19 protein-coding genes are annotated in these 24,275 nt (G+C 56.9%); 2 read left to right on the top strand and 17 right to left on the bottom strand.

Annotation, left to right across the window (positions count from 1 at the left end; translation table 11 throughout):
• Positions 1–6: 6 nt before the first annotated feature.
• The 3 genes from BJP62_RS18240 to BJP62_RS18230 are packed head-to-tail and all read right to left on the bottom strand — an operon-like array spanning position 7 to position 2,208.
• On the bottom strand, positions 7–1,140 hold the full coding sequence (locus BJP62_RS18240) for a hypothetical protein (protein WP_145927067.1): 1,134 nt from the start codon (positions 1,138–1,140) through the stop codon (positions 7–9).
• Positions 1,141–1,161: 21 nt separating this feature from the next.
• The gene (locus BJP62_RS18235) at positions 1,162–1,911 is read right to left on the bottom strand and encodes a hypothetical protein (RefSeq protein WP_145927066.1); all 750 of its coding nucleotides are present in this window, start codon (positions 1,909–1,911) and stop codon (positions 1,162–1,164) included.
• A 15-nt stretch (positions 1,912–1,926) separates the two neighbouring features.
• Positions 1,927–2,208, bottom strand: a complete 282-nt coding sequence (locus BJP62_RS18230) for a hypothetical protein (protein ID WP_145927065.1) — start codon at positions 2,206–2,208, stop codon at positions 1,927–1,929.
• Between the two features lie 482 nt (positions 2,209–2,690).
• Between BJP62_RS18230 and BJP62_RS01625 the strand changes: the two genes are divergently transcribed.
• Positions 2,691–3,680 carry an IS481 family transposase gene (locus BJP62_RS01625; RefSeq protein WP_070525847.1) on the top strand — a complete coding sequence of 330 codons (990 nt, stop codon included), beginning with the start codon at positions 2,691–2,693 and terminating at the stop codon, positions 3,678–3,680.
• Positions 3,681–3,702: 22 nt separating this feature from the next.
• On the opposite strand, the gene BJP62_RS01620 is transcribed toward BJP62_RS01625, so the two are convergent.
• The 12 genes from BJP62_RS01620 to BJP62_RS01575 form a co-directional block, all read right to left on the bottom strand.
• The gene (locus BJP62_RS01620) at positions 3,703–4,251 is read right to left on the bottom strand and encodes a hypothetical protein (RefSeq protein ID WP_070525845.1); all 549 of its coding nucleotides are present in this window, start codon (positions 4,249–4,251) and stop codon (positions 3,703–3,705) included.
• A 36-nt stretch (positions 4,252–4,287) separates the two neighbouring features.
• A complete protein-coding gene (locus tag BJP62_RS01615; RefSeq protein WP_070532158.1) occupies positions 4,288–4,632 on the bottom strand; it encodes a hypothetical protein in 345 nt (114 codons plus the stop codon).
• Positions 4,633–6,031: 1,399 nt separating this feature from the next.
• A complete protein-coding gene (locus BJP62_RS18225) occupies positions 6,032–6,268 on the bottom strand; it encodes a hypothetical protein (RefSeq protein ID WP_145927064.1) in 237 nt (78 codons plus the stop codon).
• 179 nt (positions 6,269–6,447) lie between these two features.
• Positions 6,448–6,894, bottom strand: coding sequence for a hypothetical protein (locus BJP62_RS18220; RefSeq protein WP_145927063.1), 447 nt, complete (start codon positions 6,892–6,894; stop codon positions 6,448–6,450).
• Positions 6,891–11,456: an RHS repeat-associated core domain-containing protein gene (locus BJP62_RS01610; RefSeq protein ID WP_083300630.1), complete on the bottom strand. Its 4,566-nt coding sequence runs from the start codon at positions 11,454–11,456 to the stop codon at positions 6,891–6,893. The genes BJP62_RS18220 and BJP62_RS01610 overlap by 4 nt, the downstream gene beginning before the upstream one ends.
• 63 nt (positions 11,457–11,519) lie before the next feature.
• Positions 11,520–14,546 carry a type VI secretion system Vgr family protein gene (locus BJP62_RS01605; protein WP_070525841.1) on the bottom strand — a complete coding sequence of 1,009 codons (3,027 nt, stop codon included), beginning with the start codon at positions 14,544–14,546 and terminating at the stop codon, positions 11,520–11,522.
• Positions 14,547–14,687: 141 nt separating this feature from the next.
• Positions 14,688–15,185 (bottom strand): Pycsar system effector family protein, encoded by a 498-nt coding sequence (locus tag BJP62_RS01600; protein WP_070525839.1) that lies wholly within the window; start codon positions 15,183–15,185, stop codon positions 14,688–14,690.
• A gap of 24 nt (positions 15,186–15,209) precedes the next feature.
• Positions 15,210–15,746 carry a Mov34/MPN/PAD-1 family protein gene (locus tag BJP62_RS01595; protein ID WP_070525838.1) on the bottom strand — a complete coding sequence of 179 codons (537 nt, stop codon included), beginning with the start codon at positions 15,744–15,746 and terminating at the stop codon, positions 15,210–15,212.
• A complete protein-coding gene (locus BJP62_RS01590) occupies positions 15,743–17,443 on the bottom strand; it encodes a ThiF family adenylyltransferase (RefSeq protein ID WP_070525837.1) in 1,701 nt (566 codons plus the stop codon). The genes BJP62_RS01595 and BJP62_RS01590 overlap by 4 nt, the downstream gene beginning before the upstream one ends.
• A complete protein-coding gene (locus BJP62_RS01585; protein WP_070525836.1) occupies positions 17,443–18,993 on the bottom strand; it encodes an adenylate/guanylate cyclase domain-containing protein in 1,551 nt (516 codons plus the stop codon). Before BJP62_RS01585 ends, BJP62_RS01590 begins: the two co-directional genes overlap by 1 nt.
• Positions 18,994–19,385: 392 nt before the next feature.
• Positions 19,386–20,042 (bottom strand): inovirus Gp2 family protein, encoded by a 657-nt coding sequence (locus tag BJP62_RS01580; protein ID WP_070525834.1) that lies wholly within the window; start codon positions 20,040–20,042, stop codon positions 19,386–19,388.
• A 643-nt stretch (positions 20,043–20,685) separates the two neighbouring features.
• Positions 20,686–20,871, bottom strand: coding sequence for an AlpA family transcriptional regulator (locus BJP62_RS01575; RefSeq protein ID WP_070525832.1), 186 nt, complete (start codon positions 20,869–20,871; stop codon positions 20,686–20,688).
• Between the two features lie 339 nt (positions 20,872–21,210).
• Between BJP62_RS01575 and BJP62_RS18215 the strand changes: the two genes are divergently transcribed.
• Complete coding sequence (locus BJP62_RS18215; protein WP_145927062.1) at positions 21,211–22,065, top strand: hypothetical protein; 855 nt, start codon at positions 21,211–21,213, stop codon at positions 22,063–22,065.
• A 19-nt stretch (positions 22,066–22,084) separates the two neighbouring features.
• On the opposite strand, the gene BJP62_RS01570 is transcribed toward BJP62_RS18215, so the two are convergent.
• Positions 22,085–23,287, bottom strand: a complete 1,203-nt coding sequence (locus BJP62_RS01570; RefSeq protein ID WP_070532155.1) for a site-specific integrase — start codon at positions 23,285–23,287, stop codon at positions 22,085–22,087.
• A 452-nt stretch (positions 23,288–23,739) separates the two neighbouring features.
• Positions 23,740–24,165: a hypothetical protein gene (locus BJP62_RS01565; RefSeq protein ID WP_070525830.1), complete on the bottom strand. Its 426-nt coding sequence runs from the start codon at positions 24,163–24,165 to the stop codon at positions 23,740–23,742.
• Positions 24,166–24,275 lie beyond the last annotated feature (110 nt).

Below are 24,275 nucleotides of genomic sequence, written 5' to 3'. Positions count from 1 at the left end.
AAGGGACTACAAACCCCTCACTTCATGAACGTCGAGTTTTTCACTCAACCACTTCAGCACGACATACAGTGACAAATTTCGGATTGGCAATCCTGCCGCACACAGCTCTTGGGATGGCTCTTTATGTGGCGAGGAATGGATATCATGAATAGGGAAAATTGCGTCAACGCGAGAGGAAACCCTGCAGATTTTGACGTACGGATCTCTGGGATTCCTTATACTCTCCTCTCCCATTATCTTATCAATTTTTTCTTTATAGCAATCCACACTCTGGACTTTCGGACTTCGGCGCAAATTAACTACAACTCCCGGTGTTTTAGCACTTAGTTTCAGATGCGCCGCCACCGGCGAGCTCCCAAAAACCACCCAGCCGCCAACATCGGGCTTGCGGTGTGCTAACGCAAAGTGCGAAAAATCAAGTGGCAATCCAGATTTCTTTAACTGACTGTGCAGCCCGGACCAAGCGTAGATTGCTTCCTCGAGCAACAACTGCTCTCTCATAACCTGAGACAAACCGACCGGCGAGATCACGAACTCATCTAATGCGGAATTCCATTTATCGAGGCAACCTCTGCTACTTCTTGCCGTTAGCGGCAACGCCAACCAGCGAAACCCTCCATGCGTGTCATTGCCGCTAGTTTCATTCGTAAGCTGAAATGTACCGTAAATAGAAGTGATCAAATAATACTCAACTGCGTGCGCCACAGCATGCTGCAATTCCGCTTCCACCGACGGTGACATGAAAACAATACGGGATAAGGAGTCGCGAGAGTGTTGCCGAAGCAGCTCCGCAATTTTCTTTTCTTTCGACGTTCTCGGCGTCCTCGCCAACCTGGCGACCGCGCGAGCATGTTGAAGGTGGCGTTTGTTGACCCCCTTTCCGACGTAGAAAACCTCAGACTCTGTACGAGTTGGGTCACATAGCACATACACATACGGTTCTGTCTCCACAAGGCTTGCATGATCAGTTACTGGACTACATGCCAAGAAATGTGCCTGCTTTACCGCCTCAGCAATCACAGTCAACGAGCCCTCACATTCCCCCTTAGCAACAAATAGAACCCTCCCCGAATGGTCCGGGACTTCCGATGTAACCCGGATCAGCCCATCGCCAAAATCAACAACGAATCGCGTCACCATAGCGCATCCATTCACGCGACATTACCTAGGAATACACTCAGGGCCTTGGCGGATAACAAACTCTATTTTTTGCCTGCGAAACTCTGCAGATATACTTTCCCGTCCAAGTCGACGAATGTTATCCGCCAACACTTTGCATTTCGGCAGAGATGATCTCTCGAAATCTTCAGCAGCCAGATTGGCGAACACTGCCACCTGATCATCATTACTCTGACTTTGTTGGGGAGATTCTTTGTGTTGTATTTTTTTCTCTACGACTGGATCATCCGTATGTTCGCTCCGCTGATCTTGATCTGCCAACCCTGCATCATCACGGGACTCCGAATTATTTTGAGCCAATGGCACCGAAGATGCTTTCTTCAGATCGGACTGAGCTTGCAGTAATTCTGCAATACACAAACCCTCAACATGATCGCGAGCACTCTTGCCCGAAAGTCCGGAATCATTATTCACATATGTTTCAGCACGTTTATCGGCACAGATCTTCAGCTGTGCTGTTTGAGCCAAACATTTAGCATCCCACTGATCCAGCAGCTGCTGGGGGGGTGCTCCTTCACTTGGATCAGCATCACCGCGGTTAGCGTTTATATAGATGCACATATTGTGCAAAAAATACTTATTCGTATCCGGATCTTTTTTTGCAACATCTAAAACTTCCTTCCACTCACTCACCTCTTTTCTTTCACTTCTTTCTGCGACAGATGCGCTTGCAATTATGATTGCGGAAACAGTTACCGTACCAATCGCCACGACAATATTATTCAGCTTCATCACCACTCCTTTCTCTTACCGAACACTACAGATTAAGCTAGGCGTTTTGCTGCCACAATCCATCTGAGCGACATATTCGGCATTCACCTGCGAAATTAACGAAGCACGATAAAGTTTTTCAGCATTTCGCCGATAAGAAACATCGTTTGTCATCGTCAGAAATGTCACCGCAACGCGCTTACGATGTGTTGCATTTTCGAAGCTTTCAGACTGATATGCCTTATATGCTATCAAACCGAACGCCGCAGCAAATGAGAACCCAATAACTCCAAGCCCGATTTTTATATTCTTCTGCATGTATCCCCCGACCTCAATTTTGAGCAATAGCTAAGCTCAACCTGTTTCGACATCACCAGATGCAACGCCTTAACTGCATCTAACAAAGGATGGTTGATTCCCAGGTCATTGTCAAATTGACAATTATATCAGTGTTGTAGAACAGCAAGCTGGCCTCAGCAAGCGCCCAGCGACTGGCCAAGTACAGTCAAATGCAGCGCTTCAAACCACGGCTGCCAAGGAAAGTATCAACAGATACCTAGACTGGTGATTGCCCTGCTCAAAGTACCTTGGAATGCGGTGACAGTTGTGCAGCTGCCACCGTCATAGAGGAAGAGGGTAAGTGTACTTCGGTGAGTAGCGCATTCTATTACCGCTCCGTTTGGAAGAGCGGACTCTACGTGTCGCATCCCGGACGATAATTTAAGCCCCCGAAGCTGGCAGCTCTATCTGGCTCGCTCGGCTTTGGCTACGCTGATCACCTCGCTTTCCGAGTCCAACCGATGATCGTCCAGTTGCACCGCCGCGCCCGCACTACACCCGCCGTCCGCGCTGAAATCCAGGCCGCACCGGCCAGCATCACCGATGCCGAGCTGGCCCGGCGCTACAACGTCAGCTCGCCCACCATTGCCAAGTGGCGGCGGCGCGAGTCCGTGCAGGACCGCTCGCATACGGCGCACCGCTTGCAGACGACACTGACCCCAGCCCAGGAAGCCATCGCAGTCGAACTGCGCAAACTGCTCAAACTGGGACTGGATGATTTGCTGGTGGTCGTGCGCGAATTCCTCACGCCGACGGTTTCCCGCTCCGGACTCGACCGCTGCCTGCGCCGTCACGGCGTTGGCAGCTTGCGGGCGCTCGAACCGGCCGTACCGTCACCGCGCAGCAAACCCTTCAAGGATTATGCACCGGGCTTCATTCACGTCGACGTCAAATACCTGCCGCAAATGGCCGATGAAACGCGCCGGCGTTACCTGTTCGTCGCGATTGATCGCGCCACCCGCTGGGTGTTCGTGCAGGTCAAGCCGAACAAGACGGCGGCGGCAGCCAGAGCCTTCCTGGCGGCGCTGAGCAAAGCCGTCCCGTTCAAGCTGCAGACGCTGTTGACCGACAATGGCAGCGAATTCACCGATCGGCTATTCAACAAGCAAAAGCAGGCCAGCGGTGAGCATGAATTCGACCGGCTGTGCACCGCACTGGGCATCGAGCACCGCCTGACCAAGCCGCGGCACCCGCAAACCAACGGTATGGTCGAGCGTTTCAACGGCCGGATTGCCGACGTTCTGGCGACGCACCGCTTCGAGTCGGGCGAGGATCTGGCGCAGACGCTGGCGCGGTACGTCTGGCTGTACAACCAGCATTTGCCGCAATTGGCATTGCAACACCGCACGCCGATTCAGGCCATGAAGGATTGGGCGCGCGACCGGCCTGATCTATTTCATAAACGCGTGATCAATCGTCCGGGACTGGACATCTACGTCATCATCAGGTAATGGAGGGGAGAACAGGGGACGGCTAACGGGAACGTTTTTGAGCCCCCCACAGCCCGAGAAGCAGCCGAGCAGCGTAGAGCATCAAAAGAGTACCCAAGAAGTCCCCGATGATCATAGTGACGGCACTCTGGGCAAAATCACTGCTTATGCCACGCCAATAGAACCAGAGTTGGTGGAAAACCGCGCTCAATACCGCGAAGATACCTGCGATTTCAAGCAGGCTATGACCGGTCAGACCTTCGAGACCGATGGTCAGTTTGCGATACTGAAGGCAAATGAAACGGGCAAGCAACGGAGAGAAACCAGAAATCAGTCCGGCACCAAAAGCAGTGACCAGATCCCCTCGAAAATACGCGGCGTAACTGATAAAAATGGAGGCAATACAGATACCTATAGCACCTTCACCAACAAACAAAAGAATAAACAGTAAACGCAGGCCGCTGGGAAGGAAAATCCAGTCGGTACCTGTCGAGAACGAGTGATGGGCAACAATGAGCATATTCAAACGGAAAAATACCCAGTAAAGCAAAGCTACGCCAGTTACGACGATCACGGAATGCAGTATTTTCATTGGAAGGTTTGCCAAAGCCAATCAAACGATACCGGATTATTCACGTTGAGCCTTCTCCATGCAGGCTGCCAGCCTCTCAAAATAGGAGTCGGCAAGCGACGTAGGTTCTACATAGCGTGTCCTGCCATCATCGGCATCCGCAATCAGAGTTAGCATTCCTTTTGCGCGCAATGATTTCAGGCGGCGATGCACCGTGCTTTCAGACACATCTGGAAGTAAGCGCATGGCCTCCAGTACCGTGATTTTCCTGCGTTCCCCCCAAGCTACAGCAAACACATTCAGCAAGCGCTCCTCCACGACATCCAGCGCAGGGAACGATGGCAGATCACGAATCGCCTCAGCCATCCGCAGAAAACGTAGGTAAATTTGCTTGTCGGTCATGCAGAATAGTATCCCGCCGATACAGTAGCGTGGAAAAAGGACGCCATCACTGATGAGCAAGCAGCACATCCTTACCGTGGAAAATTAGCAGCAATGCGATCAGCCCCAGCTTGCACATCGGTATCGACTGGGCGAGCCCCCCCTGAAACACCGGCCAGCTGTTCCCACTTAAAACTAGGGATATGCATACGGTTGTGTTCATGACCGACAGTAACGACAGAACGGTCGAAGTCCTCGGCCACGAGCGCCGACGGCGCTGGTCCATCGACGAGAAGCTGAGCGTGGTGCGAGCGCTTCGAGCCCGGCCGCAGCATCTAGCTGGTCGCCCGAAATCACAATAGGATCGGCACCACACCGGCCTTGGGCCTACGCCGTCGCCCGCCACCGGCTCGCGCACATTCCGGGCACCATGACCCCCGCTTGACCAAGGATGGCCTTGCTTGCCAGTCGTGGCCATAGGCGCAGGACCAAGTCAGCTTGGTCTCGCTGTTGACATAGACGGCGCTCAGGCAATATCCGCCGCGCGATCGAGCCAAGGCTTGCATCTGCTCGATTGACAGACGCCGGCCGTTACAGATCTGGCACCAATGGCCGGCGATGATATTCCTGGGGCGATTCATCCACTCGTGTCCGTTGGCGCAGCGCCAATGCAACGGGGTCCAGACATCGACGTAAGCCGTCGATACGCACTCGCCCCCATGTTGGTGGGCAAGCTGCTGCATCCGGTCGAGTCCCAAGAGGTGGGCATCATGGCCGCACTGCGGACACCAGCGCCCCTGCCGGATCGAGCTGGGCACGGCGTGCCATTGATGACCTTGGGCACATTGCCATTTCAGCTTGGCCTGGCTACCGACGTAACGTCTGGACAGACAGTGGCCTTGCCTCTCTGCCGCCAGCGCTTGCATAGCAGCGAGCCCGAGCTGCCGCGACATGCGCGCGCAGGTCGGACACCAGGCACCTTGCAATATGGTGCTAGTCCTGGTGTGCCATTCGTGCCCCTCGCCGCAACGCCATAACAGCGGCGTGCGCTGATCGATGTAGGCCGACAAACACCATCCGCCCCGCTTCGCCGCCAAGGCGGAGACATCCGGTTTCCGAGCATCCCGCGCACACTGTGGACACCACTGCCCCGAACGGATGTTTCGGGGACGAGCAGGCCAAACATGGCCTTGCGCGCACTGCCATACGAGCGTGGTATCCGCATTGGTGTAAATCGACGACAAGCATCGGCCGCCTCGCGCCGCAGCCAAGGCAGTCAATCCAGCCAGTTGCTCGGCTCGGCGGAGCTCAGACACAAGCTCGTGCAACAAAGGCGCTGAGTTCAAAACTCGATGAATGCATCATTTTCAATGTAGTAATTTAGTGCCATTAAATAATCACTCAACTCAGCCACATCCAATTACTGATCTACATTGCCAACAATATCTTCAATATCCCCTCTTGAAATAGTGGATATCCAACCAAGATTTTTGGTCTCTTCGCACTCAGCAACCTCCTCCTCTGGGCTGAGTTCGAGATTGGCAACGTAAAACAAACATTCCGAATTCAACAGAGCAGGGATACCTTTAAGGCATAGCCATCCGTTATGTTTGCTTGGACTGGCTAAAACACCCCTCAGCACAAATAATTTACTCATAAAACCCTCTATCGACAGTTGAGTTTTTTGAATCTACCCTGCTGATTGAGGCGTAGGGTACCTTGTACTGGCCCCGCTGCTTGTGCTGCACCGCGGCATTAACTTAATTTTTGTTGGATCATAAGAATGACGACTCAAAGTCACAATGAAATTCTGAGTTTCTCTAAAATAAATATCGATTATTTTTTTGCAAAAATTTCAATGTTTACTTCAAAATTTTGCAATGACGCTCCAATTCTTAATACTCCTTTCTTGAAGGAAAAAACTGCAAAATTATATCCTTCTTCGACCAAGGAAAATAAGTTTGTTTTGCGGATGCGATTTTTTATGTGATTGGTATCGGAAAGTAGCTGCGCCTCAGTGGAATCGAATCCAAGCTTGGCACAACTACCGGATAACCATTTTAACCATATCGACGCTATCTCTCCCTTGTCAAACCTGCAACAGAGCAGGAACGGCTCTGAAAGAAACTCTACGTCGAGGTAATAATAAACATAATTTCCATTTACCATTTCCTTAGATCCAGCTCTCCGCAACTGTTCTTTCAGGAGACCTGAATCGACAACAGCAAGCCTCAGGCCATTGAGAGTAACTCCCAAGTCGTCAACCATGAAATTAGGCTTCATGATAATTTAACCATCTTTCCAGTATCAATTAAATTGCCCTTGTCGCCATTCTCGATGAAATATTGAACCCCGCCGCCGGCGCCCAAATGCGGATTCGCCCTCGCGGCCCCTACTGCCATGCAGGTATCTTCTTTTACCACGTATGCATGAACACTAGTTCGCATCGGTCGTGCTCCAGGTGTATTGCCTTCGTGAGAAAGTTGCAGTGCATCATTGTAATCTTTAGCATTTCCGTTTTTCAAGACTTCTGTTGATTTCACCAAGTAATTCCCTGGCGCATTTCCATGTGGGTAAAGTGTATGTAAAACCGTCCCCTTTTTTACCACCGTGTTTCTATATGAATCAACGCCACTATAGGGCGCGGTTCCTTGCCAGCTTTTCGCGGTTTTTGCTGGATCTTTCCCAGCGCATGGATCACATTTCTGGCACTTTTTACCTGCATTCGGTTTCGACGGAGCAAGGCCGCGCGGGTCCACCCATCCCACTGGATTTGGCGCATATGCATGCGTATTCAACCCACCCAGCAAACCAATCGGGTCCTTGCTCACAAACCGGCCGACTTCCGGATCGTAGTAGCGATGGCGGTTGTAGTGTAGCCCGGTCTCCTCGTCCGCATACTGGCCCTGGAAGCGCAGCGGGTTTTGCATCCCGGCAGCCTTGGCGGCATCGCTGATTGCTTCTTTTGCCTCACCCCAAGCCTTGTATTCGGCACTCCAGGCGATCTGGCCGGCGGCGTCGGTCAAGAGTTGCGGCGTGCCGAGGTGGTCAACGTGGTAGTAGCCAGTGTGTTTTTGCCCGTCCCGCTGCACCACCTGCGCCAGTGGCACGAATGAATTGGCTTCGAATAAGTAATGACGTTGCGTTGTGCCATCATCTTCGCTCGCCAGTACGTCACCATCCCACAGGAATAGCGTGGTGGCGCCGGCGGTTTGCTTGCCGATACGACGGCCGAACGCGTCGTAGGCATATTCAGCGCGGCCCTTTTCGGTTTCTGCCTTTGTCAGTCGGTTGAACTCGTCCCAGCTGAAGCGGCTGACCTCGCCACCGTTCTGCTTTCGGATCAGATTGCCGCGCGCGTCGTAGTCGAAGTGTGTGCCGGCATAGTCTTTGAGCAGGTTGCCCAATGCCTTGGGCACCTGCGGTGGGAGCGTGCTGCCGCTGGTCGCGGCGCTGCTGCGGGCTTGCTGCGGACGACCGGGGTCGACCACGTTGCTGGCCGGGTCGAAAGCGAAGCTTTCGCTATGCTGGGGACTGACCGCAGCCAATAGCCGACCGACCGGGTCGTAGCGGTAGCTGGTATCGCCGCTGCGGCTGTCGCTGATGCTGAGCAACTGGTCGACCAGGTCGTAACGGTAGCGGCGGTTGATCTGCGTGGCACCGCTGACCTGCTGCTGCAGGACGCGCCCCATGGCGTCGTACTCGGTGGTGGTGCTGAGCCGGTTGGCCAGCGTGCGCGCGGTTTCGCGGTGCAGGTCGTCACGCTCGAAGCTGGCAAGCTCCTTGCTATTCCACAACACGCCGTGGACATGGCCGCTGCCGTAGGTCAGCCAGTCGACCCGGCTGCCGTCCGGGCGCACGCTAGCAATGCGGTTGTCGAGTTCGTCGTATTCGTGCCGCCAGTCGAACTGGCGGGTTTGCCCGAACAGCCGGTAGTGATGGCTTTCCCGATCGAGGCTGCCGACTTCGTCAAACCAGAAATGCACGGTGCTGTAGCGATTGCGCGCTTCGGCCAGTCGCCCCAGCGGGTCGTAGCGGAAGCTTTCTTCGCTGGCGCCGCTACGGCGGCGCAGCAGCCGGCCCGAATGATCGTAGTCGAGATCGGTTTGCTGGCCGGCTTCGTTCACGCTCAGCAGCCGGTCACTGGCGGTTTCGTACTGGTAGGCGGTGCGCATGCCGTCGAAGGCGGTTTCTTCCAGCAGCCGGCCGACCGGATCATAGGCGAAGCGGTAGCTGTCGCCGTTTTCATTCACCAGCGTGGTCAGCCGGCCGAGCTTGTCGTAGCTGTAACCCAGCTGCTGATTCAGCGCATCGGTTCGGGCACTGATGCGGCCGGCCTTGTCATAGCCGTAGCGGGTGGCACGATCCAGCGTATCGGTGTGGGTAAGCAGCCGCCCCTCGGCGTCGTACTCCAGCTTGCTCCAACTGCCGTCCGGGTTTTGCACACTGGCGAGGTTGCCATCCTTGCCGTAGTGATATTGCGTGAGGCCACCGGCCGCATCGGTCGCGGTCTGCACGCGGCCGCGTGCATCATATTGCCAACTCGTGGCTTTGCCGGAGCAATCGGTATAGCTCAGCAGCTGGCCGCTGGCGTTGTAGGCCAATTGCTTGACGCCGCCCTTGGCATCCTTGATCTGCACCGGCAGGCCTTGCGCATTGTAGGCGTACTGGGTTTCGCGGCCTTTGGGGTCGATTTCCTTGGCCAGATTGCCCTTGTCGTCGTACTGCCGTCGCCAGCTGTATTCCAGCGGGTCGATGATCTCGATCAGCTGATCTTGCGCGTCGTAGACCATCCGCACCATGCTGCCGTCGGGGCGGATGTGCTCAACCAGGTTGTCGCGCTCGTCGTAGGCGTAACGGTCGTTGGTGCCGTCGGGATGGGTATGCTTGATCAGGTTTTTGTGATCATCTCGGAAGAACCATTCTTCGCTGAAGTCGGGGTAAATCACCCGATAGGTGAAACCCAGCAAATCGGCGTAGTACCAGGTTTCGCCACCGTACGCGTCGGTCACCACGGTGAGGCGGATATTGTCGTCCCAGCGCAGACGGATTTCATCGCTGCCGCCATCGGCATATTCGCGAATGGCCCGAGCAGAGGCGGTCACGCCGTCCCATTCCAGATTGATGCCACGCCCCGTACGATCGGTGTAGCGGGTAATCAGGTGGTGCTGATAGCGGTATTCACGGGTGTGGCCATTCTCGTCGGTTGCCGAAACCAGGTCGCCCTGGGCGTCGTAGACGTAACTGGCCAGCACCCGCGGGATCGGCGCATCGTCGGTGGGGAGCGACAGAATGCGGCTGATTCGGCCGGCATCATCACGCTCCAGTACCGCACCGCTACCGTCGCCCAAAACGATGCGTGTCAGCCGGCCCGTTGCGTCGTAGCTTTGCGCCAACGTGTTGCCGGCCCGGTCTTTCAGCAGCGCCAGTTGGAAGCGTTGACCATGCAGCTCATACACTTCGAGCAGCTCGTGACCGCGGGTGACCGTCAGCAGGTCTTCGGCTACGCGGCTGAGCATCAACCCTTCGGTGCGATCCTGGTGATGTGCACCGACTTCCAGCGCTGGGTACTCGAGCGTGCGACCCTCGGCGTCGTGGTAGACCAACTTGCCGCTGCCGTCTTCGACGACCAGGTCAAAGCGGGTGGTCTGTGCCGTAATCCAGCGTGCGCCCAACTCGCCATCGTCAAACATTGCCAAACGAGAATTGTAGGTGCGCAGCCAGACCAAGGGCATCACGCCAGGCAGTACGAAATCGGTATGCGAGAGCGTCTCGTCACCCAAGGCGTAGCCAATCGAGTGCTTGGATTTGTTGGCGCTGCTGGCACCGCCCGCGCAGGATTTGCAGCTATTGGCACTGCGTGCTGCGGCCTCCTGCTTGCTGGTGTACTCCATGGTTTTTTGGTCTTGTCGGTGCACGACCTTGCCGCGCTTGCCCGGTAGTGCGGCGCCTTGGGCCTTGGCTTTGCTAAAGCGCTTTTTAATGGCGGCCAGCAACAGCTTGAGCAGCGCCATCAGACTGTCTTTTGCAGTCTCGCTCGCCAGGGCCGTGATCTTGCCGGCGATCATGGGCTTGAGCGATTTGGTCAGGTAGTCGAGCAAGCCCAGGATGGTTTTCTTGGCCTTTTCGTTCAGCATCATCGAAGCGGCTTTGGACGCGACGGCGGTCGCCGCTTCGCGATAGAACGCACAAACCGCGCCAAACATGCTCTTGAGCTGCACTTGGGGGTTACGCACGAAACTGCCTTTGCCCGGCACCGCCCCCTTGGGCACCGCGCGATATTTGCCAACCTGACCGGTCACAATTTGCCGCAGAAAGCCGGCAAACTGGTCGATGACTTTGCTCACGAAATCGGCGACATCCTTTAGCACGCCGGGCAGCACGGTCATCATTTTCTGCACTGCGTCTTCCACTTTTTCAGCCAGTGCCTTGCTTGCCAAAATATGGGCAACGATCGTATCCACGAGCGCCGGGCCAATCACTTTGCCCGAGCGGATGAGTGCCATGCGTACACCACCCAAGACCGGACGCATGGTGACCCGCAGTGCAGCGGTACCAGGGGCTGGAATCAGACCAATGCCATTGATGCCGACGCCCATCCAATCGACGAAGTCCGCTTTGTCCCGCTTTTGCGAAATCTCGTACAAATCAACCAGCAGATCGCCAGCGGCGATCAGATTGCCCACAACCGGCAGCGCACCAGCAACATTTTGCAAATCGTCCAGCGTGACGTGATTGTCGGTGAGCTTGCGTAGCCAGGCATCAAAACCACCCACTGCAGCTCGCGTATCGGCAATGATTTCTTTGGAATAAGGGACGAAAGCGGCTTGCCGAGGGGCGGTCATGACGGGTCTATCTCCAGGCGTGAATCGCCTTTGTCGTTCGAATCAGTACGTTGCAATACGCGTTTATTTCTTCAACTTACGGGCGGAATTCAACAAGTCGCGCACCTGCGCAGCGGTATCGGCGATCTTGTCTGCTTGAGAAAGTGCCGCAGAGGCTTCTCCGGCGCTCGCTCCGTTCCTTGCTGCGCCAATGGCTTGCGCAGCTAACTGATCGGTGTTGTTTTGCCTGCCCGGCAAAAGCGCAGTCAGCTGTTGTGCAGCCTGTTGAGCGGTGGCGGCAGCCGGCGCCACATCATCCTTCAGCTCAGGAAACGGGAAAGTGCCCTTTGAAGCCTGGGTCTGCCGGGGATCGCTCAGAAAGCGAACACTCACAGCCCCCAATGGCACCCCTGACACCGCAGCGTAGCCTTGGTCATCCAGCATGCCTTCGTGCCGCTTGCCCTTCAGATCCGTCAGCACGTACTTGCCACCCTTGATCGCTTCCTTGTTCTCATACAGATGGAACAGCTCGATTTGACCAAGCCCCTCCTTATTCGGAAACATGGGAAGCGGCATGCTTTTACTTGCCGGTCCATCCAGGCTGTGGCTCGCGCCTTTGACATCAATCTTGCCCGGCGCATGAATCTCGATATTCCCGCCCTTGAGCCGGATATAGGCGCCGCCCGAGGTCAGCAGGATTTCCTGACCGGCGTTGATCGTGACCTTCTGGTTCGCCGACTGCTGAATATCCTTCGCCGCGTTGATCTCGACGTTGTCACTCTGCGCCTGCACCTGAACCTTGCCCTTGGCGGCGATCAGCTTCAGGGCGATCTGGTCTTTGACGCCTGAGACGAACAGGCTGATGTGTTCGCCGACGTTGTGCAGCCATCTGCGACCGGAAGTCTGCTGGGTGTCGCGCTGTGCGATCAGGTCGAGGTTGCTGCCGGCGGCGATGGCCTGGCTGTTCGGCGTGGTCTGGGCTAGGCCGGCCGGGGCGCTGACGACGATCAGCGGCTGTTGGCCGGCTTGCTCGCCTTTGCCGTCTTTGGCGCTGTTCGTGCCGTTGGCCCAGCTCTCCAGCGCCTCCTTCAGGTGATGCAAATGGCCCTGTTGGGTCTTGGCCGCCTTGGTGTTGTCCTTGATGGTCTCGGGGCCGGTTTCGATGGTGTCGGCGAGCTGGTGGGTGGCGACGTCGCCGAGGCTGCTGGCGAGTTCGAACGCGGCGTCGAGCTGGGATTGGGCTTGGGACCGGTCGAGCTGGTTGCCGCCGGCGCCGTTGGCGGCCTCAGAAGTGATCAGCAGGCCGTTGGCGGCGCGGATCGCGCCATTCCGGTCGGTGCGCAGTTCGAAGCCTTCGCCACGGGGCGTGCCCTTGCCATCGGATCTCGGGTGGATCAGGAAGCCCTGGTTGAGCTGGGTCTTGCCATGTTCGGAACTGAGCTTGGTGCGCACCTCCCCCTGGGTGTCGTCGAACAGCAGTTCGCCGTACTGACCGCCACCGTGTTCCTTGGTCTTGATGCCGGAGAGGGTCTTGTTGGCGGGCAATGAGCCGGCGCCGCTGAACGCCGGGACCGGGTGGCTGCCGTTGTAGACGACGCCGGTGACCAGCGGCCGGTCGATGTCGCCTTCGAGGAAGTCGACCAGCACTTCCTGACCGACGCGGGGAATGAACTGGTGGCCCCAGCCGGCACCGGCCGAGGGCATGGCGACGCGCAGCCAGCAGCTGCTCTTGTCGTCGAGATTGGCGCCGTACTCGGGGTGTTCGGCCTGGCGCTGCCAGTGGAACTGCACCTTGATGCGGCCGAGTTCGTCGGTGTGGACCTCGCCGTCACCGGGACCGACAACGGTCGCGGTTTGCTTGCCAAGGCTGGTCGGTTTGGCGGCGTCGGTATGGGCGTAGGCCGGTGTGAGCGGGATACCGCGACGCTGGGCGTCGAACTGGGCAGCGAATGGTGCTGGTTCTGCACTACCTGATTGCTTTGCGCTTTGCTGCGACGGCAGCAAACGGCTCAGGTCGGTCGGCAGGTTGTTGTTGGCGGTGAAACGCAAGCCGGTGACGGTGAATTCGCGGTCTTCCGGCGCATCGAAGTCGTGCGCCGGGTGATTGGTCAGCGTGAACCACTGGCCGGGTTCGAGTGAACGGACGGTGCCTTCGCCGCTGAAACCCTTCTTGTTCAGATCGTGCGCCTGTTGGCGCAGTTGGCTGTAGCGTTGCAGTTGCTCCGGATCGCCGTAATACAGGCCCGGCGCATCGTAGTCTTCCAAGCTGGCTTCAGCCTGTGAGCCGTTGCCTTGCTCGGTTCGGCTGCCGTCGCCGGCATCTTGTGTCCGGGTCGGCTTGTAGTCGAAGCTGGTCAGGCTGACCTTGTTGCTGCCGAGTTGGCGGCGGCTGTTCCACGCGGTGAGCGTGTCATCTTCTTCAGTGGCGTCGGCACGGTGAAAACGGATGCTGGCTTGCGCCAGTTGCGGCAAGGCGTAGGCATCGTCGAACACCCGCATCGTCACCGTTGGGGTATCACCGCCTTGGTGAACGAAGCGGTAGCTCAGTCCCTCTTCATTCAGTAATCGCTGGATCAGGTCGAGGTCGGACTCGCGGTACTGAAGACAATAACTCCGAGGTGCGTAGATCTGGCCGAGTTCGAACTCGACCGCGAAGTGCGACTGGAATACCGGGTTGCTGGCCGCGTGTTCGGTGATGATCGTTTTGACGATGTCGGGAACGCTCAAGTCCTGATGGGTCCGACTGGTACGTCGATGCTGCAGCAGGGCTAGTGGCGGCTCGATGATCAGACAGTAGCGGGCAAAGCCGCCATCCGAACCCAGGGATTTTGCTGCGGTGACGATACCTGTACGAACCACGCTGCCGCCGTCAGCGGTTTCAATGCCCAGTTCGGCAGGCTGGCCCAGCAGGGTCTTGAGCTCGATCTCTGCGTCGGGCGACAGGCACTCCAGCTCGTAGCGGTACGGCTTGGACAGCACTTCGTCGGCCCGCAGCGTTTGCGGCAGCAGCCGTTCGCCAAAACGGCCACCCTCCCCCAGTTGCAGCGTCAATAAACGCTGGTCCTGACTGAACGCACTGGCAAACGCAGCGAGCATCTGGTCGAGCTGCATGACAACCTGCACCGGCTAGGAAAAGCGCAGATTGTAGAGGGTAACTTTCTTTTGAGTAAGGAAAAGAAAGCAAGAAGAAATAAAATCACAACACTGTGCGCTGACATCACAGCACAACATACATCTCAGCCCGACGCGCGGTCAGCCCTTGTGGATCAGGGTTACGATGGCCGCAAACCACGGCAAGATAGCCAAGAAGGACCAGATCATGCCCAGCCGCACGTGCTTGAACTTCGCGCACGCGATCTGGGCATTGCGATGTATCTGGGCGGCCCAGTCGTCGAGCCACTCGTCGATCGAGGCTGCCTTGAAATCCTTGATGTAGTCGGCCTCCGCTCGCGGGCCGATGCGTCCGAAGAACAACAGCGATTTCGCGGGACCGGTGACGCGAGGCAGCACCGCCATGGCGGCGCAGATTAACCCGATCACCAGCAGGATGAATGCAGTCAGAGTGAACAGGACGGCCCAGGCGGTGCGCGCCTTGACGTCGGCCGCACTGAAGGCCGCGCCAAGGCCGCCCAGCATGGCCGTATCCAGCGCGACGATAACGCCGACCTTGACTTCGGCTGCGGCGATCCAACCGAGGTGACGTTCAAAGATCCATTGCGCCGTCTGTAGGCGGTCGGTGTTGCTGCTCACGTTTGTCTCCTTCGAAATCTTTGCTCAACCATCAAATCGTCGCCAGACGCGCATTGGGCCGGGCGCCGTGATCGGCGCTTCTTCACGCACGCTCACTCCAGCGCCCCCTTTCAGGTTGACCCGGACGGGACCGTGCTGACGACGGAATGCATGCGTGGATCCGATCAGCCCGCCACCGACGCCCAGCTTGACGATAAGCAGCACCAGAAACGTGGCGACCTGCTCCGGATTCTCGATTTCCGACAGCATGGCACGCGCGTCCGGACCACTGGGTAACGCCAGAAAACTAGGGTGCGAGTGCCACTCGCCCAGGTAGTTGAATCGCTCGGGCTGATTGCCGGTGAGCAGATGGAAACGCCGCATGAACTTGCGATGTAATGCGGGATCGCGCACAAACCTGGTAGGGCTGCCGTCCCGCTGGACCGACAAGTCCTTGACGAGGAAACGACCATTGCCCAGATGTTCGCCAGCCATCACGCCGCCAATCTCGTTGCGACCCGCTGCGCGCAGCTCCTTCTTGAGCTTTCGTGCACACCGGGCGCTGAGGATGATGTCGATCACGCCGGGTCTGCCGCTGCGGGTACAAGGGCTCGGGCCTCACCTTCAGGCGTAGAGTCCTTGCTTGTCGCCGTCGGCACCGCACCCTTGAGCAGTAGCGGAAAGGTCTGGAACGGCATCTTGAAGATCCACTCTGCCCGCAGGCCGATCAAGTAGACCGAATAGGGGTAGTCGGAGGCTTCAACCGGCCGCAGCATGTCCAAGGCCATACGCGCCAGATGTGCGGAGATCACCGACACGTCAGTATCGTCAGCGACCATGGCGGCTTGGTCGTCGGCTTCGGCACCGTAGTCCAGGGCGCTGTCGTCGGGCGGCTTCGGCCGCGATGGATCGGTCATCCATGCCCAGATCTCGTGACGGACGTCGAGGGGGGGCGCTTCGATACCGGGGCGGCACCGGGCGAGATAGCCGCCGAAACCGCCGCCGAAGACACGGCCCCACACCATGGGCACCTGATCCTGGGTCGCCACGGCGGCGGCGATGCCAAAACCCTGGCCGCTGCCGGTGGTCTCCACGATCAGGTCGCACGCGGTCAGATTGCGCAGGCAGGCCTCGAGGCTGGAGGTGGAATGCTGGCCGCCCAAGCGGCCGGTCCAGGATTGGACATCTACCGTGGGATTGATGGCGCGCAGCCGCGCAGTGACGCCGTCGACTTTGTGGGAGCCAACGGCGGTCCAGTCCAGGTCATTGCGCACCAGGTTGCCGGCCGTCAGCACATCGTCGTCGACGAGCATGAACTTCGTGACTCCGGAACGGGCCAGCGATGCAGCCACCTTGCTGCCCATCGACCCACACCCGATGATCGCCACGCGCTTGTCCCCGGCGGCCGCATTGCGCTCGGGCGTGCGCTGCTGTTTGTCCATAGGTACCTCGGCGATGGTATAGGCCTTCTCGCTGTCCAACCACTTCGCAAGCACGCAGTCTCCGAGCAACCCGACCACGATGCCGTTGCTGTCGAACGGAATCGATGAAAACTCGGCCCAGATCTCAGCAGCGGGGCGACGTGGGTCGATCAACGCCAGGTGTCGTGCATCACCATACTGAACCACGGCGATGCGCCCGACGCGGTTCGGGTTCTCGCGGAACTGGGCGGGAACGCTCATGTCAACCCAGCTCTCCTCGTCCGCAGAGGCCATCAAGCCCACGGCAGTAACGATCCACGCCGAGCTATGTGCCGACGTTAATAGGTCCAAAAACTGGACCTTTTCCGTGCGCCGGCGAACCTCGGCCTTCAATCCGTCGCTGATAATCAGACGGAGGAAGCTGCCCAGCAAGCGCTGGGCCTCCGTGAAGCGATGGTCAGACGGTACTTGCAGTTGCACGCCATTGCCGTCGATCTGCGATTCGGTGTCCAGCAGCTTTCGTGCGCTGATCAGCATGTCGCGCGCCGTGAAGTCGGGGTGCCAATTGTCAGCGCGGATTTCCAAGCACAGCTCCCCGCTGGGCCATTGATGGCCCGACCAGCGCTCGCCGGACGTGCGTGGACAGACGCGAAGCGGTACGAACGGATAGACGAATGGGTAAATCAGCTGCGCCTCGCGCAGCTGATCGCCAGCCTCGAAGTCGATGTCGGCCCGGATAATGCCTTCGCGGGCGTCAACATGCCAGTCGACGCGCTTGACCCAGCCCTCGGCCATGAGCTCCGCGACCGTCTGCTTTTCCAGCGCCAAGCGGTCGTCGAACCGCTGGAACCACATCATCAGGAAAAGCCTTGCTGGGTGCGAGAAGGCTGCGCGGGCGTCCTCGGGAACGAGAAATCACTGGAGGCAGAGGCAACCGTTGCGGTCTGCAGCAGGCCCAGCCCCAAGGAAGCCGTCTTGGCCTCTTTCTTGGGCTCCAAGGCCTCGATGGCCGTGGGATAGTCGAAGTCCGAGCGGCGACGGTTGGTGCCGAACAGGGTCTGGAAGGCCTCAGGCGCGTGCTTGTACAGAGTGGGACCGATGCCGGTCTGGCGACCGCTACACTGGCGCTGTTCTGCCTCGGAGGCCAGCACGGAGCGGCTGATGCAGCAGCGAGTTCGTTCGCCCTTCATGCCAAGCCGTGTGATCGACGTGATGCCGTGTTCCAGGCCGATGGCCAAACCCAGCTTCCCTACGTCGACGCCATCGGCCTCCAACTCGGCCAGCGCCAGCTTGAAGCTGCTGCGCATGGCGGCCGCGCAGAGCAAGGCGTTCTTGGCGGTTTCGGCATCGTCGGTGGTCTGTGCGGTGCCCTCGACGACGATGCCGTGGATGCAGTCGCCGATGAATCGGATCTTCTTCCCAGCGAAGTCGTCGTGCAGCACGCTGTCCAGCTCGCCGCGCAACACATGCAGGCACCGGACGGCATCCTTGGCGTCCTCGTCATCATCCACACGGTCGGCTACGTAGCGCGTGAAGTTGTCGATGTCGGCGTAGATCGACGCGCTTTCCTGTCGCCGCGAGTTGGCAGGAGTCAGGATCTCCAGATCGATGGTCTTGAATGGTGGCGTGTGACGCGTGAATTCGAACTTGGCGATCGGACTGCTGGCGAGTTCGTCCTTCCAGGTTTTGACGACATCATCCACGGTAACTTCCAGCTCAGCCTCGTCTTGGGCCTTTTCGATCTGAGTGGTCGTCAAGGCTGTGGCGTCGACATCGAGCACCTTGTCCCAACCTGCAGTGAGGCGTGCGACGTTGGTCATGTAGATACCCTCGTCGGTACCGCCGGCGCGCTTGGCGGCCTGGTTGGCTGGATTGCCGAGGAACAGAGGCTCGCGACTGGAACGGCGGCCGTTGTTGACGGCCAAAGCCTTGCCGGAGTCGATGCCAACGCGCGTCTTGGCCGCAGGCAGTGGGTCGTCACCATCTTCGCCGGTCTTGGTCAGTACGTCGCGAATCAGCTGGGCAGTGGCCACGGCCTTGAAAATCCGGGCCTGCTCGTCGTCGTAGGGTTTGGCAAACACCGCATGCAGGCGCTGGTTGTGGAAGTCGACCTCGATGGCCTCGACGTCCTTCAGAATGTTGCGCACAGCCCGGTAGTGCAGGTTCAGGAAGCGCAGCGTCCGTCGGTGAGCGGTCTCTCCTTCGAACGCCGTCACATTCAACATGTCACCGATGTTGAGGATGTCGATGTACAGATGAACGCCGTCTACCCGGTAGGCTACGCCGTTGGCGAGCCCTGTCAGATCGGTCGTGCGCACGTACTCCTTGATGGTCACCGTCTGAACCTCGCCGATTTTCGACTTGATCCGCTGCTTCGCCGTCTCTTCGTCCCAAACTCGTTTCGCCATCTCCGCCCCAGTCGCTAAAATTACAACATATGTCAGCGCAATTCACGGTGCCAATCCGCCTATTTCCGTAAGTCAGGCCGGTTTAGTGGACTTCAAGGCTGATCAGCAAGAAAGTTTGCTGTCATAAGCGCGTGGCCCTGTGACTGCGAATAACGTGCAAACGTGATGTCGCTTTCTGACGCTGGATGAGGAGCTACAGGACGCCTGCGGTGTCGACATGGGGTACAGACGAGGGCAGCGGAGCAGGACCGAAGGCGTTAGGCCATGATCTGGTTCACACCCCTAGTTTGGGACTATGCAGCGGGAAATACGCCTAGCGCTTGGGCGACGCCACTGCGATTGACCGGAAGCGACCAAAGACTGCAACACGACCGCACCTTTGCGGCAGCTCATCAGCACCGACTGGCACCAAATCCATGGGTACCATCTCCGAAGCGCTTGGTAGCCACCTTGCAGAGATAGCTCGCTCGGTAGAAGAAGTCCTCCACACTGGCGCCATCATCACGGCGCAAGCGATAACAGGCATTCTTCGGCACCTCGACCAGCCCTTCCACGCCCTCAACCGACAGATCCAGCGCTGACGCCCACGCCTCCTGCAGACGGTTGAACAGGTTGTCCCTGCCCATCTCGTACTTTCCCAAGGTGCAGAACGCATTCCCGTTCAGCATGAAGGCCACGTGGTAGTGCGGTCGACTTCGCTCCCCCACTTCTCGCGCCCAGACATAGCGCACGGATGAGTCATGCGAGTAACGACGCAGCTCACGTGCCCTCTTCCGGTTGTGTTCGACCTTGGCTCTGAAGGACGCCACGAAGCGTCCGATGACCCCGTTACCTTCGACCCAGGACGGCTCCAATCGACCAGAGGGGAAGCGAAGATCGATACGGAAGGCAAAAACACGAGGATGCTCGGCTAAGGCTCGTTCCACCGTCACCTGAAGTCGATTCAGATACTCAAGAACGAAAGGCCCCTTGCTCCGCTGAATAGGAAGACCAGCGTAGTGACTGTCGTCGTGCAATGTTTGATTGGTGTTAGCTGAATGGCGAAACATGATTTAACTCCCGTTGAAGTACATAACTTCAGACACGGAATTAAATAAATATTTTTCATCACCAAGCGAGATGAACGCCCAGCTTAACCAGACCCAAAGACACCTATCCAGCAAACACTTGACTTGCATTGAGATACGAGTAGAACACCCTACTAAAGAGGCACGGTAAGGATCATGCATTCATGATCAAACCAAAAGCCATCAAACAAGCACATACATGCTGTTAGCACCATGATACCGGAATACCAATCAATGGACATACTAGGTCAATCAGCATAACGCAAGCACACATGCAGTGCATGTATAGACGAATCATCCAATCAGAATAAAGTATAAGTATAAAGCATACTACCAATACCGAAAATGACACATCCAAAATCACCAACACACAATAACATCACCAAGAAAAACAGATCAAGAAATGCCAGCGGCCCGCAACAAAATCAACTCTGAGAAAATATCATCACCTCAAGAGTAATTTCGTCACACAGAGCAGAACACGGGAATAGCCCCACCTGACGATGCATCAGCTTAGACAACCAAGAATGTCGTCTTCGATCGATCCGAGGCATTGAAGATAGCAATAACGCGACATAAGACCAATCGAGAGGGAACCCCTCTCGATTGGTGCTTTGCTGTCAAATTACGAGGCGTCACGCGCCTTGATTTTTTCAACGACCCAGTCGTCGATCTCCGCATCTACCCAAGCCACGCGGCCACCGCCTATTGGTACAGGCCTCGGGAACGCGTTGACTGCGATGTACTTGTAGATGGTCGATCGACGCAAGCTGGTTTTTTGCATGACGTCGGCAAGGCGGATGAGGTGCATGGTGTCGCTCCTGTCTGGTGGGTCCAGACCATCCGGGGCGGCACTACTTTTTTACGTAGCGGGACGGCAGCGGAAGAGCCCAGCTGCACCTCAAGGCTGGAGCGCACTCTTAAGCAGACAGGATGCCCACTGCAAGTGCAGCAGAAGCTAGGAAAAACCAGCAGATGTCTAGTTAATTACCACAGAAAATTTGATATATTTCTAGTATATTTCCCATGCATTTCTTATGTATTTTTTTTGCATTTCTCACACTAGAAGCGATATATTTCCTGCACGAAAGAACAGCATTGCACCAACTCTTGACCTCGGTCACCATCCAAAAAAACAAACGAAAAACACATGACAATAGTTCGCGACTATAGTAATGACAGGGAAGCACACCCTCTCGCATGGACTCTACTCAAGCGATGCCTTCCTTCGTGGAAGCTGGATGAACGAGAACGAGTTTGGATATGGCTCAAACTTAGCCATTCAGGTGATGACCTCCCCCTGGACGGGTTCGGCACGGTTGAAACATATAAACGAATGGCCGAAATAATCGACAAGAACGAGTTTGCAACTCTCCTTGAGAATGACAGGACGACAACTCAAGTACCAAAACACGACTTACGATGGATTGACAAGACCGGCCGACAAATAAGCTGGCTTCTTCACGAAATAAAGCGCAACAGCGACATTCCCGATATTCAATGCCCCGCACACTTACCCGAAAAAGAAGAATTTATTGCACGACTCGATTATTGGTCGGAGTCGATCTCAAAGAAAAGGAAATTCCTAGAGAGCATTAGAAACCAATGGAACCGGCACTTGCGCGAAGACAAAAATTACAAATGGTTCGAAGGAGATAATGAGAAACAGAAGTGCGAGGCGGCTTGGGAATGGCTTCAAAAAGTTGATCACCGCCTGCTACGAGGTACATCGAAGTTTACAGAGATTGAGCATTTACAACGATGCTTCGACACTTCGACGCTAACCACTAACGAAAAGCTCTATTACATCAATGAAATAAAAAAAGAAATGAAGCGTCGGCAGTCAAAGGAAAATCTGAAAGGAAAAATTCAAACCAACCTTGCGTTACCCGACGAATCCAGGAATCAGCTAACAGAACTAGCCAAACGAAACGGCATGACAATGACAAAGATGGTCGAGTACCTCGTCAGGCATGCACATACAAATGGCTTACCTAAGGAATAAATCTTCAACGCCATTCGAACTACTTGAAATCCAAGTAGTCCGCCCAAGCCTGCATTAATGGCCGGCGCTGCTCCAGCAAATCGGTACGGTGATACGCCGCTTCGACCTTGTTCTTGACGGTATGGGCCAGTGACCGTTCGGCCAGATCACGGTCATAACCGTGTTCGCTGCACCAGTCGCGGAAGCTGGAGCGAAAACCATGTGCCGTTGCAGTCCGGCCGGGGATATCGCTATGAGCATCTGCACGCCGAAGAAAGGACGTCAGCACCATATCGGACAGGACGACACCATCACGCGGCGAGGGAAAGATCAGCACGTCATGCTGACCTTGCTGCTGCTTCAGAAGCGCAATCGCTTGCGCGGCGAGTGGGACGCGATGCAAGAGACCGGCTTTCATTCTCTCGGCCGGAACGGTCCAGACTGCATATCGCCAGTCAATTTCGTCCCAGGTCATACCACGTGCTTCGACCGAGCGGCAGGCGGTCAGAATCACGAACTCGAGCAGCCGACGGCTGACGTCACTCTGCTTTCCACGAAACTGGGCAGTAACGAACGCAGGAATATCCCGCCAAGGCATGGCGGGTTGATGGGTCGTACGGACTGTTTTGCTGGGCTGCTGCGGCAGCAGGAACGAGACGACGTCGACCGGATTGGCAGCGCAGTAACCATGCGCCCAGGCCCAAGCCATTACGGCATGCAGTCGTTGCTTCACACGACTTGCCGTTTCCGCTTTGTCGAGCCAGAGCGGCCGGAGCGCATCGGCAATGTGTTTGGGCTGAATCTGGTCCAGCTGCAATGCACCCAAGCTTGGGAAAGCATACTGCGTCAGGGTGTTGATCCATTGCTGGCCGTGCTTGACGTTCTTCCAGCCTGGCAACAACTCCGCATGCAGTCGCTCGGCGGCCTCCTTGAACGTCGGAATTGTTGGAGCACTCGGCGCACCCAGTTCGCTCGCTCTGGCATCCAGTGGGTCAATCCCCTGCGCCAGCTGTTCACGCATGGCCTGCCCCATTTTGCCGGCTTCGGCCACCCCTACCTCGGGGTAGCTCCCCAAGCCCGCATTGCGGCGCTTGCCACTGACCGGACTGACATAACGAAGCACCCACTTGCCCCGTCCCTTCGTCGCGGAAGGGTGCAAGGCGAGACCGGTAACCCCACCGTGTGGCAGCGCTGAGTCGTCGGGTTTGATGTTTCTGGCTTTGGCATCGGTCAGGTTGGCCATGGCATACTCGGCGAGTTGGTATGCCACACAGTATGCCATTTTCGAGAGAACGATTCAGATACCCATGGACTCGTGCGGACACAAACCCAATAAAATAAAGAGTGTAGCCACAGAAAATGGATGTTCATGGACATGCACGGACTGAATTATGGCGGTCCGTCTCTCCGCCAGAATACGATAAGCCCTTGATTTCTTGGTAACTTACTGAGAAACAAGGGCTTTTTCTTTGGCGCGTGGATACGAGTGTGGATATTCAACTCGAGACACGGGGCACTCAAGTCTTCAGCGCTGTAGATATGAACCACCCCATGAAACCTGCCCGGCACGTCGGCAAACGGCAGTAAACGAAATGCCGCAGAAACCGAACCCACCCGAGGTTCGCCACGCCATTACGGCCTAGCAGCGCAGAAAATACGCCCCCGACGCCCAGCGGAATCGGGGGCGCCTGCGGATTACTGGTAGGCCACCGTCAGCATCGCCATGGCGCTGCCCGTCTGGGCCGGGATGCGACTGACATGGAACGAGGCACGTTCGGACGAAACAGGCAGCCGGCGGGCCTCCCCGGCTGCAACGCTGTTCCCGAGTGCATCACGAATCTGCAGGGATGAATTGATGCTGGTCAGACTGAGCGCGGCCGTGGATGCGCGCGCACCACAATGGCCGATCTCCATCGAGACGTTCGTCGTCTGGAACAGCGTATCCGGAGCGGCAAGGGCCGATCTGGGCGCCGGAACCAGGCTATAGGTTGTCGCGTGCCCGATGGAGCAAGGGCTTTCGACGACCTGCCCGACAAAGGTAAGGGTGCCGCCGGCGGCAATGCTGCCCGTCGCGGTCGCAACCGCGGCCAAGGCCAGCCCTGAAAAAACAAGCGCCTTCATCTGTATACCTCCTCGTGGTCATGCATCGACGTCTATGCGCCGCGCATCATTAATTCGGCTTCGGCCGTGACAACTTGAGGAGTCAACAAAAATATTACAAAGGCATTTTT

It is taken from the genome of Jeongeupia sp. USM3 (assembly GCF_001808185.1).
GTDB lineage: Bacteria > Pseudomonadota > Gammaproteobacteria > Burkholderiales > Chitinibacteraceae > Jeongeupia.
Note: the sequence above shows the minus strand (reverse complement) of the source record. Positions and strands in the feature narration are given on the sequence as shown.